The sequence below is a fragment of the Algoriphagus namhaensis genome (assembly GCF_042649705.1).
GTDB classification, from domain to species: domain Bacteria; phylum Bacteroidota; class Bacteroidia; order Cytophagales; family Cyclobacteriaceae; genus Algoriphagus; species Algoriphagus namhaensis.
Genome location: NZ_JBHRZS010000006.1, coordinates 667,697 through 680,668 on the forward strand (window position 1 = coordinate 667,697; position 12,972 = coordinate 680,668).

A 12,972-nucleotide genomic window follows, 5' to 3' on the forward strand; every position below is an offset into this window, starting at 1 on the left:
GCTGTTTAGGTTAACTGCCTATTCGCTAGTGAGTCGGGAAGAGTTAAGTATTTTTTGCCAGTAGACCCAAAATAGCTATGAAGAGCGCAGCCCAGTTAACCGCGGAAAACAAAAGACTCCAACAGTCAGTGAAAGAGCAGGCACTGGAGTTGAAACAAAAAAACCGTGAGCTCGAAATTGAGGTGGCTTTGGAAAGGGTCAGAAGTCGCTCTTTGGCCATGCATAAAAGTGATGAACTGAACAAGATTGTCTCCGTCCTTTACCATGAAATGGAGGCATTTGGGTTTGCAAAATGGGCTTGCACCTTACAACTTTTTGACCAAAAATCTCAAAACATAGAGCTCTGGTCAGGGGATTATTTAAATGAAGATTTTCAAAGACCCTACTATTGGTACGGAAGAGAAAACAAGTGGATCAACGAACTTTGGTTGGCCTGGGAATCAAAAATCCCCACCCTCTCCTTTCATTTAAAAGGAAAAGAAAAGACTGATTTCGATGAGTATCTTTTTACTAAAACTGACTATAAAGATTTCCCTCAGGAGGTCAAAACCCACACAAAAAGTATAGATGAAGTTTACTTCAATCTGGCCTACTTTAAATTCGGTTTTCTTGTCGCTACGGATATGGAAGCCATTCCTGCTGAAAACTTCGAGCTCTTAGTCCGCTTCGCCAAAGTCTTTGAACAAAGCTATACTCGATTCCTAGATCTCCAAAAAGCAGAAGCTCAGGCCCGAGAGGCACAGATTGAAGTGGCCCTTGAGCGAGTGCGTGCTCGAGCAATGGCCATGCATTCTTCAGATGAGTTGATAAGTGTTGCCATAGTGCTAAGGGAACAAATGCAACTGCTTGGACAGACTGAATTGATAGGTGCCGTGGTAGAACTTTACGAAACTCACCCCAATTATATTGAATCTTGGCATGCATTCAGGCCAGCCGGTAATCAAGATGCTCCTATTGAAACAGGCGTAGTGTTGTTTGAGAAAAATTCATGCGCCGTGCTGAGGGAAATGATTGAAAGCTATCAAGGCCCATTGAAAGAATATACATTAGAAGCAAGTGGCGAAAAGATCATAGAATGGTATAAAGTTTTAAAAGAAGTTGTCCCGGAATTAAAAAACTCAAAAGTTCCTGAACAAGAATTTTACCATTGTGCTGATTTTTCGGGGGGAACCTTACTATTGGCATCGCTGAATGAACCTTCCAATGAAGCCAAAGAACTTTTGATGCGATCTTCGAAGGTATTTGACCTTGCCTACACCAGATTCCTAGATCTTCAAAAAGCAGAAGCGCAAGCAAGAGAAGCAAAGATTGAAGCAGCCTTGGAAAGGGTTCGATCTAGAGCAATGGCCATGCATCAGACGAATGAATTAAATGAAGTCTCGATGGTGCTCTATAAGGAATTAAAAAATCTTGATTTTCAGTTTGTTTCGTGCGGGTTCGAAATTGTTCTTGAGGAGGAGCAGGTACTAAAAGTCTGGAATCATGATTTCAACCAAGGGCAGTTATCGCATTTTCAAATGCCCTTAAAAGGGGATAAGACGCTTAAAGAGCGCCTTAAGGCATGGAAAAGCAGAAAAGCAATATTCCTGCAGGAACTAGACGGCATTGCACTTAATGAGCATCTAAGAATAGGAGCACCTGAGACCGTAAAAAATGAAAAGGACCTGATTTCCTTATTCAATTTTCCAGACCCGGCCTATTTCTGCCTTGCTAATTTTTCAAAAGGTGGTCTCCATGTTATCGGAAAAAGCCAAGTACAGATTGATCATCAGAAGATTCTTATTCGCTTCGCAAAAGTATTTGACCAAGCCTATACCCGTTTTTTAGATCTTCAAAAAGCAGAAGAGCAGGCGCGAGATGCAGAAATTGAACTGGCATTAGAGCGGGTTCGATCCAGAACCATGGCCATGCACCAAAGCGAGGAACTGTCTGAGGTTGCAGCGCTATTGTTTGATCAGTTAAAAATTCTTGGGGCTCAACTTTGGACTGCCGGATTTGCGATTTGCAAAAAGGATGAAGTATTGGTCGAAAAATGGATGAGCAGTCCCATTCCTGGCCAGATGTTTAATCATCTTTTTATTCCCTACAATGCAGATCACGGGGAGCAACGCATGTATGATACCTGGAAAAATCAGCAAGCGCTCCATTCATATGCGCAAGGAGGAAAAGAACTCAAAGATATCTATGATCATCTCATGGAAATCCCAAGCTTCAAGGCCAATTTCCAAAAAGTAATAGACTTTGGAAGACCGCTTCCAGTCTGGCAAAAAAACCATGTCGCTGCCTATAAATACGGATACCTCCTAATCATCACCGAAGAGGAATTTGAAGAAGAATATATCTTCCCGCGATTCGCCAAAGTATTTGAACAGACATACACCCGTTTTCTCGATTTGGAAAAAGCAGAAGCTCAGGCACGGGAGGCTGAAATCGAACTCGCATTGGAAAGGGTCCGTGCGAAGTCTATGGAAATGCATCATAGCGACGACTTAAAAGAAGTAGTGGCTGTACTCTATGAGCAAATAAATAGGTTAAAAATAGCTGCTTGGGGAAGTGGAATAATAATTTTCAATGAACCAAAAGACTATCAAGAGCTTTGGCTTTCTACTGATGCTAACGACACCCATCCCAGGAGCTACAAAATTCATGGTCAAGAAAACAGACTCATCAAAGAATTATGGCGGATTTGGAAGAAAAGACTCGAAAATCAGCACATTGATTTGGTTGGTGACATTAAAGAAGATTACGATAATTATGCATTTACCAAAACTGAACTTAAGAATCTCCCAATAAAAACCATCAACGCCATCAGGTCAATGCCGGACTCCTACGTATCCTTGGCTTGGATGAAATGTGGTTTGTTGGCATTGTATGATGATACATCTTCTCTTTCCGAAGCCTCTTTTGTGGTTCTTCGTCGTTTCGCCAAAGTCTTTGACCAAGCATATACCCGATTCCTAGATCTCCAAAGAGCAGAGGCCCAAGCAAAGGAATCACAAATTGAGGCTGCTTTGGAAAGAGTCCGAAGCAGGACTATGGCCATGCAAAAAAGTGAGGAGCTTACGGATGTGGCAGCCTTACTTTTCAACCAAGTTAGCGAAATGGGTATAAAAGTCTGGACAGCAGGCTTTAACGTTTGGAGCAAAGACAATAACTATTATACGGATTACATCACAAGTCCCAAAGGAGGCTTTATCAAACCCTACACGGTAGATACCCAACAGGATCCAGTATTGAAAGAAGTAAGTGATGCGAGGAAAAGTGGAATGGATTACTTTCTACAATATGCTGAGGGAGAGCCCCTTCGACAGATGTATCTTACACTCACGAGATTTGGTGACGAAAAACAGTATGAGATCATCTTAAGAGATGGATTTCAATTCCCCTCCCATCAATATCACCATTTTATTTTTGGCCAGGAAGTAAGTTTGATGTTTGTTTCATTTGAAGCTGTTCCAGAAGCTCGGGACATTTTTCAAAGGTTTGGAAAGGTCTTCGAACAAACCTATACCCGATTCCTAGACCTCCAAAAAGCGGAAGCTCAGGCACGAGAAGCACAAATAGAAGCTGCTTTGGAAAGGGTGCGAAGTACAGCAATGGCCATGCATTCTTCCGAGGATTTACATCGTGTAGCAGAGGAGCTAAGGAAGCAAATTGGCCAGCTTGATTATAAAGACCTAGAAACATGCGCAATTCATCTTTATGATGAAAGTCCAGACTATTTGGTGTCCTGGGCTGCCTCACTTTCTCCAAATAGTGAATCCGAAATCCTCCAAAGCCAAAACCGCTTTCCCAAAAAAGGGGTGTCCGTATTGGAAGAGTTAATTGCTCGATATAATGGTCCTGAGGAGGATTATGTGGTGGTGAATGAAGGAGAAAAGATGACTGGTTTCCTCGAAATGCTTAAGGAAATTGCTCCCGAAACCCATCAACTTATTAAAAACACCTACAAGGATTTTGCTCCCGAAGATTACAGGTCATACTGGACTGTTTCTGATTTTAAGGGTGGCTCACTTTTGATGACCACTTTTCAGAGACCAGATGCTGAAACCCATCAGTTATTACGGCGCTTCGCGGACGTATTTGGCTTAGCCTATCGACGTTTTGTTGACCTAAAAAATGCAGAGAATCAGGCGAGAGAATCACAAATTCAATTGGCGCTGGAGCGAGTTCGAGCGAGAACAATGGCCATGCATAAAAGTGAAGAGCTGATTGAGTTGAATGCTGTCATCCTTCAGCAGGTACGGGATCTTGGAGTTGAGATTTTTGCTGCTGGAATTCATATCACTGACCCAAATAAGCCTATTTCAGAAACTTGGATAGGAGACCCCGTCGATGGTCAAATGCCAAGAACCCTAATTGATCACAGTGAGGATCAACTTTTGGTCAAGATGTATGAAGGCTGGAAATCGGGGAAAAAGCTAATTATCGAATTGATGGAGGGCGATGAGTTGAAAAATCACTTTCAAAACATGGCAAAGATGATCCCTCAGCAAAAAATATTTGAAGAGCTAGTGCCGCCAGATAGGATTTACTTCCATTTGGCGTATTTTTCCTATGGCTTTTTTGTTTTTGCCACTGTCGAACCATGTTCTGAAAACCATGATATTTTTACACGCTTCGCAAAAGTCTTCGAACAGACCTATACCCGCTTCTTAGATCTTAAAAAAGCAGAAGCCCAGGCGCGAGAAGCAGAAATTGAAGTTGCTCTAGAAAGGGTCAGAGCCAAAATGATGGCAATGCACAAAAGTGAAGAGCTTCGCGAGGTAATTGGTACAATTTTCAACCAATTGCAACTTTTAGGATTCGATGCGCCAGGAAGTGCATTAATCATTTTTGATAAAGATCTGGCGGCAGAGCATTGGATGACAGGATTTTCCAAAAGTGAATTCCCGGAGAGCTACAAAATCCCTTATGTAGATCACCCCTATTTTACTGATTTGCTTAAGGAATGGAAGAATGATACTACTTTCCGAGAATTCTATTTTGAGGGGAAGCTAAAAATTCAATATGCGGAGTGGTGCCTTGAAAATAGTGACTTCAAGCGAATGCCTTCAGAGTTCAAAAAAGAGATGCTAGATCCTGCGAGGATGGTTATTTCTGATGCTTTCAATAAGTATGGAATGCTGGAGATTATTGGATCTGAATCATTAACACAAGAAAAAATTAGCATTTTAAATCGCTTCTCTAAAGTCTTCGAACAGACCTATACCCGCTTTCTTGATCTCCAAAAAGTAGAAGCGCAGGCTCGGGAATCACAGATTGAGGCTTCCCTAGAAAAGATAAGGTCCAGATCACTCGCTATGCACAGCAGTGAGGAATTACAAGAGGTAATTAATTTAGTTTTTGAAAGGATCCAGGATCTCAGTATTCCGATTGATTCAGCAGCGATTAACATTCTAGAAAAAGAAGACCCGAAGCACTATAAAGTTTGGATTCAAAATACTACTCGAGCCTATTCGACATGTATAAAAGTCCCATTTTATGAAGAGAATATTATGGGAAAAGAAGTCGCCTCCGTAATTAGAGGCCACAAAAAATCCCTCAATAAAAAATTCTCTAAAAAGGTCAAAAATAACTGGTTGCGGTACATGTTTAAGCATTCCGACTTTGGACGGATGCCAGTCGAGTTACAACAATACTCACTGAATAAGCCTGCATTAATGGTGGGCATGAGCAGTAAAAGTCACGCTGCAATAATCATCTATCGTTATGAGGGCTCCATTTTCACGGAAGCCGAAATGGATGTTCTAGACCGATTCTCTGCGATCTTCGATCAGGCCTACACCCGCTTCTTAGATCTTAAAAAAGCAGAAGCGCAGGCGCGAGAGTCACAGATCGAGGCTGCGCTAGAGCGAGTCAGATCTTCGGCCATGGCTATGCAAAAAAGTAGCCATTTGAAAGAAGTCGTGAGGGTTATGATTGAGAACCTCAACGCTCTTGATGTAGAAACTAGACTATGTGAAATATTACTTTTTGGGAATAATTTTGATTCCTGGAAGTCATGGATCTACGTGGGTTCAGGTAAAAATCTACTGGATTTTGAATTCTCCGGCCCTTATTTTAATCATCCCTTTAATGAGCATCACAAGAATGCATTTCAAAAAGGGCTGAAATACACCAGCTATGTTTTAGAAGGGGAAGACAAAAAAAGCTTCGATAAGCTTTTCGATAAACATATGACCGGTTCCAATTTAAACCAGTTGAAGGAACTTGTTTTTCCTATAAAACGCACCGTATTCTCTTTAGCATTCTTAAGCCAAGGTGCTGTGTTGGTAGGCAGTGACCAACCGCTTTCCAAAGAGGGATCCTCTATCCTCGAGCGGTTTGCCAAGGTGGTTGACTTCACTTATACTCGAGTAGAAGATTTGCAGAAAGCAGAAAAGAGGACTTTGGAGGCCATCAAGCAATCTTCCCTAGATCGTGTCAGAGCAGAAATCGCCTCCATGCGAAATACCGAGGATCTTCAGAGGATTACTCCTTTGATTTGGAGAGAGCTACTAACTCTAGGTGTTCCCTTCTTCCGTTGCGGATTGATGATCGTAGATGAAAAAGAAGAAAAAGTCCGATTCTATTTGTCCACACCGGATGGAAAACCTTTGGCCGCTCTTAATCTCGATTTTGACAGTAACAACATCAGTACAAATGGAGTGAAGTATTGGCGAAAACAAGAGCCTTACGTTGATCATTGGAACCAAGAAGAATTCCTTGCTTTTTCGAAAACGCTATTGGCTGAGCATCAAATCCAGAATGTCAAAACCTACCAAGGAGGCGAAGCTCCACCTGAGTCCTTGACATTGCAGTTTATTCCTTTTCCCCAGGGTATGTTGTATGTGGGAAGTAAGGAGGATTTATCTCCGGCTCAAATTGAACTAGTTCAGAATTTGGCAGATGCCTTCTCTGTGGCCTATGCCCGATACGAGGATTTCAAACAACTAGAAGATGCCAAATCTCAAATTGAGCAAACACTTAGCGAATTGAAATCCACCCAAGCCCAACTGATCCAATCCGAAAAGATGGCCTCACTTGGAGAGCTAACCGCTGGTATCGCCCATGAGATCCAGAATCCACTGAACTTCGTCAATAACTTTTCTGAAGTGAGTGGGGAATTGGTTGAGGAAATGAATGAGGAATTGGAAAAAGGGGATATTGAAGAGGCAAAATTTATTGCCCAAGACCTTAGAGACAACCTCATAAAAATCAATCACCATGGAAAGCGAGCCGATGCCATTGTGAAGGGCATGCTTGAGCATAGTCGAATAAATAAAGGTGAAAAAGCTCCTACTGACTTAAATGCCTTAGCAGACGAATTTGTCAGGCTCTCCTATCATGGGCTTCGTGCAAAGGACAAGTCATTTAACGCTGACTTCAAATTAGAGCTCGATCCACAACTTCCTAAAGTAAATCTTGTCGCTTCTGACATCGGTCGGGTCATTCTAAACTTGGTAAATAATGCATTTTATGCCGTGCACGAAAAAGCAAAATCCGCTACACACGACTATTCGCCAGAGGTAATTGTCCGTTCCAAGAAAACTGAAAAAGGAATTGAGCTCTTTGTCCAAGACAACGGCCCGGGCATCCCCGACTCTATCAAAGAAAAAATCTTCCAGCCATTCTTTACGACCAAACCGACAGGTTCGGGAACGGGCTTGGGTTTGTCGTTGAGCTATGATATTGTGAAGGCACATGGAGGGGAATTGAAAGTCAGCAGCAAAAACGGAGGAGAAACAATTTTTACATTGGTCATACCAGCAACATGAAAAAACTATCAATTCTTATTATTGCTGTACTCATATCTTTTCATGGGATAAGTCAAGACAGCCTGCCTCCAATGGAGAATGATTACTATTTCGAGCGATTTAGAATTTTAAATACAACAGATTCTGATTCCCTAAGGATAAAGACCTTAAACGATTTAGCAAATCACCATAAGTTCAATCGGTCGGATTCAGGAATCTACTATGCGTTAAAGGGTCTTAGGCTCGCTCAAGAAATAGGGGATAAAGAGCAAGAAATGTCATCTCTTCATTTTTTAGCCCTGTCTTACCACGCATTAGGGAATTCTATAACCGCCTATCGTATAAATCTGGAAGGGCTTCGTAAAGCAGAAGAATATGGGTCAGAAATGAGAGGTCAGTTTTTGATGAATCTGGGTAGAATTATGCAATACAGTGAAAAATTTGAGGACTCCAGAGAATACTATTTACAGGCAGTTGAGGAATTTGATAAAGTAAACAATAAGAATTTTTACACTATCGTTCATGCACATTTAGCTATAACTCATATTGGATTAAGGAATATCGATTCTGCTTTTATTTACAGCTATAAAGCAAAACAGCTCGCTGAATCTCGTGATGTGGGATTTGTTAAAAGATTTGTTTACTCCAGACTAGGTGATGTTCACAACTCTGTTGAAAATATTGACTCTGCTCTTTTTTATTTCAAACTCAGCGATTCTTTCTTAGAGCGGGAGTTTAAAAGTGCAAGTATAATGCGACGAATTGCTGAGATCTATACCCTAAAAAACCAACCTGATTCGGCTTTATTTTATGCAGAAGAATCATTAGACATAGCACTTATCAATAAACAATATCAAACCATTTCAGAAAGTGCTATTTTCTTTTCAGACTATTACAAAGAAAGCAATCCTTCCAAAGCTCTAGAATACAGTAAACTAGCAATAGAATTCAGGGACAGTCTTGAATACATAAATAGAATGACTGGATTTGAGGATTTGATAAGTTTTGATGAGCTTCAACGACAAGCCGAAATCGAAAGATCTAATCAAGAATTTAGATCAAAATTAAGGACTTACATTTTCATGGGGAGTTTATTAATTCTTTTGATAATTGCCTCTTTTCTCTATAGAAACAATAGAACAAAACATAAGGCCAAGATCCAAATTGAGGGTGCTTACAACCAACTCAAATCCACCCAAGCCCAACTGATCCAATCCGAAAAAATGGCCTCACTTGGTGAGCTGACCGCAGGCATTGCCCATGAAATTCAGAACCCATTGAACTTCGTCAATAACTTCTCAGAAGTAAGTAGCGAGATGATAGAGGAGTTGGATGAGGAAATCGAAAAAGGCGATAAGGAAGAAGCGAAAGCAATATCCGCAGATATTAAAGAGAACTTGAATAAAATCACCTTCCATGGCAAGCGGGCTGATGCCATTGTCAAGGGTATGCTTGAACATAGCAAAAGAGGCTCAGGCCAGAAGGAACTCACCAACCTCAATGCACTAGCAGATGAATTCTTGCGATTGAGTTACCAATCATTTTTAGCAAAACAACCCAATTTCAAATGCGAATGGAAAACAGATCTGGCTTCTGATCTACCCGAGATTTCAGTGATTCCACAGGATATCGGAAAAGTTCTGCTTAACCTGATCAATAATGCTTTTTACGCCGTTCACGAAAAAGCGAAATCTGCTACAGACGACTATTCACCAGAAGTAATCGTCAGTTCTAAGAAAACTGAAAGAGGAATCGAACTCTCCGTTCAAGACAACGGCACTGGCATCCCTGACTCCATCAAAGAGAAAATTTTCCAGCCCTTCTTCACCACCAAACCGACAGGCTCTGGAACGGGATTGGGATTATCCTTATCTTATGATATCATAAAAGCACATGGAGGGGAAATAATAGCAGAATCTATAATTGGTCAGGGGGCAAAAATAATTCTGGTCTTACCCAATAGCTAGCTGAATATGAATTTCAGGTTATGAAAAAACTGCTGTATTTAATTGTTTGGATTACTTTGATTTCAACGGAGGTTTTGGCTCAAAACCAGTTGGAAAAAGGGTTCCCTGCGATCACAAATTACAGTCCAAAAGAATATGATGCCTTTCGCCAAAATTGGATTTTTGCACAAGATAAAAGAGGAATAATTTATGTAGGCAATACGGATGGCTTACTAGAGTTTGATGGGAATACTTGGCAATTGCACACGGTGCCCAATAAGTCCGGGATTCTCGGAATGGATTTTAGCAGTGATGGGAAATTATTTGTAGGTGCTCAAGGGGACCTAGGGTATTTCGCTTCGGATTCTCAAGGAAAGCTGACTTTTTACTCCTTGCTTGACCATCTCCCTGAAGAAAATCAGGACTTCTCAAATGTGACTGAAACCTATTTTAATCAAGGAAAGGTCTATTTCAATAGTGAAAAATATTTGTTGATCTGGGATATTGAAAAAAAGGAATTTGAGGTCATTCCATCAAAAAACGGCTTTCATGTCTTGTTTAAAGCAAATGACACAATTTATATCCGCGAATGGGGAGTAGGATTGAAAGTGTTGAAAAATGGATCTCTAAGTCTTTTAGAAGGCGGTGAACAATTTGAAAACGAACGAATCTATTCCATTTTGCCATTTCCCGATGAACCTGGTGTACTCTTAATTGTTACTCGATCGAAAGGATTTTTTAAGTATGATGGGATCAGCTTTGAGCCATTCAAAACAGAAGTTGATCAATTTATAAAGGATAATGTTCTATATCTACCGGGCACGGTACTTCGGGATGGACATTTCCTTCTGGGGACACTGAATGGTGGTGCAATTATTATCGATAAGGAAGGGAGAAAAATTGCACAATACAACCAAAACATAGGGATCATAAATAATACGGTTTATTTCTCCTTCCAAGATCAAGCGGGGGGAATATGGTTAGGAACCGAAAATGGAATTTCAAGAATAGATTACGAGACGCCTGTTAGTTATTTCGATTATAGAAGTAATATCACGTCCTATTCTCATGACATCATTCGTTTTAAGGGGCTCATCTACGCCTCCACTGCCGATGGCATTTATACTCTTGATCCCAAAACTTCTGTTTTTAATCACCTGAGTGAGTTCAACATCCAATCCTGGGATTTTTTAGAAGTGGATGATGATTTGTTAGTCGGGACTTCAGACGGCTTATATCAGATCGAATTGGACAAATTAATCCCTATTAAAAAGACGATTGGGAATGAGTTTATTGTGAATGAATTGGTTCAATCGAAATTAAATCCAAATCGGGTTTTTTTAGGCGTCAATAGCGGAATATGGTCCGTTGTCAAAGAAAAAGAAGACTGGATTGCAGAAAGGCAGATTTTAGAAGTATCTGATCAAGCTACTTCACTTGTGGAAGACCCAGCCGGAAATGTTTGGATGGGTACTTTTTCAAATGGGGTATTCAAAGTGAATTTCCCGCAAGGCCCAAACCAAATAGAAGCACCGCTTATTGAAAATTTTGATCAAAAAGATGGACTACAAGACGGGATTGCTTTTGTGAAGAAAATCAATGAGAATGTTTATATCATCACAACTGATAGTATCTATCGATTTGATGACCAAAAGAAAAGATTTGAAGCTAACCTCTCAGATCCAGTTATTTCCAATTTTTATTCCATCGGAGCGATCTTCGATTATGTACCCGTAAAGCAAGATTTCTTGGGCCGGATCTGGATGGGAAATAAGCAAAAAATTACGGTTGGCGAATTCAAAAATGAAAATTGGACATGGACTTCCTTCCCATTAAGGCGTATTTCAGACGAAGCGATCTACGCCTATTTTACCGAAGAAAATGGTGTCACTTGGTTTGCATCAGGTGAGGGATTTATCAAATATGATTTTAGCAACCAAGAAAAAGATTCTCAATCCTTTTCGACGCTTATCAGAAATGTGGCCACCGTGAACGATTCCACAATTTATTTTGGAGGAGATGAACAGAGTCTTGATGTCCCAGAATTACTATTTAAAAACAATCAGATTAAATTCAGATTTTCCGCGACCAGCTATGAACGAAAAGGTGCAAATCAGTTTTCCACATTTCTAGAAGGCTTTGATGAAAACTGGTCTCCTTGGTCATTAGAGACTGTCAAGTCATATACCAATCTTTCTCCTGGCGAGTACACTTTTCTTGTGAAATCGAGCAACATACATGGCGTAGAAGGAAGTCCGGCAAGCTACTCTTTTTTGATTTTGCCACCATGGTATAGAACCTGGTGGGCCTATCTTATTTATTCATTTATCATCACTTCTTTGATCTATGCAATCGTGCAGATCAGGGCCTTTTATCTTAAGAAAGAAAATAGGATTCTTGACGAAAAAGTACAACATAGAACCAGACAGCTAAATAAATCCCTTGAAGATCTTAAGTCCACTCAAGCCCAGTTGATTCAATCAGAAAAAATGGCTAGCCTGGGAGAGTTGACAGCAGGGATTGCCCATGAAATTCAAAATCCCTTAAATTTTGTAAACAACTTCTCTGAGGTAAGTAAGGAGCTTTTGGAGGAACTCGGGGAAGAGATTGAAAAACAGGATTGGTCAGAGGTCAATGCTATTAAAGATGACCTCAAAGAAAACCTCACAAGAATCAATCAACATGGTAAACGGGCGGGGGCCATTGTTAGAGGAATGCTCGAGCATAGCAGAACCAACAAAGGGAAAAAAGGCCCAACCAATTTGAATGTACTTGTAGAGGAATTTGTTCGACTTTCCTCACACGGTTTCCGTGCAAAAGATGAAGATTTTAATTCTGACTTCAAATTAGAACTAGACCCCGATTTACCCAAGGTAAATGTGGTTGCGGCAGATATTGGAAGGGTTATTTTAAACCTAGTAAATAATGCCTTTTACGCGGTAAATGAACAAGCAAAAAAAAGCATTGAAGACTACAAACCCCAAGTAATTGTCGGTTCGAAGAAAACTGAAAAAGGAATTGAGATCTCCATAAAAGACAATGGCCCGGGAATCCCAAAACAAATCAAGCAAAAAATCTTTCAACCCTTTTTTACGACCAAGCCAACTGGCTCGGGAACGGGGTTGGGCTTGAGCCTGAGCTATGATATAGTGAAGGCACATGGGGGTGAATTAAAAGTAGAAAGCCCACTTACTAGTGAGGGAGGAACTGAGTTCAAGCTGATTTTACGTTTTGTTTGAATCACGATAAGTTCAAAAATCTGCCTATTAGTCTTGCATAGAAGAGGA

The 12,972-nt window shown here is 40.6% G+C and carries 3 protein-coding genes; all 3 read left to right on the plus strand.

Annotated features, from left to right (window positions below):
• The first annotated feature begins 77 nt into the window (after window positions 1–77).
• Genes ACFOSV_RS06545 through ACFOSV_RS06555 form a run of 3 tightly spaced genes read left to right on the plus strand, consistent with a single transcriptional unit; the run spans window position 78 to window position 12,924 of the window.
• Window positions 78–7,760, plus strand: a complete 7,683-nt coding sequence (locus tag ACFOSV_RS06545; protein ID WP_377904615.1) for a sensor histidine kinase — start codon at window positions 78–80, stop codon at window positions 7,758–7,760.
• The gene (locus ACFOSV_RS06550; protein WP_377904617.1) at window positions 7,757–9,706 is read left to right on the plus strand and encodes a sensor histidine kinase; all 1,950 of its coding nucleotides are present in this window, start codon (window positions 7,757–7,759) and stop codon (window positions 9,704–9,706) included. Before ACFOSV_RS06545 ends, ACFOSV_RS06550 begins: the two co-directional genes overlap by 4 nt.
• Window positions 9,707–9,726: 20 nt before the next feature.
• Window positions 9,727–12,924: a sensor histidine kinase gene (locus ACFOSV_RS06555; protein WP_377904619.1), complete on the plus strand. Its 3,198-nt coding sequence runs from the start codon at window positions 9,727–9,729 to the stop codon at window positions 12,922–12,924.
• Window positions 12,925–12,972 lie beyond the last annotated feature (48 nt).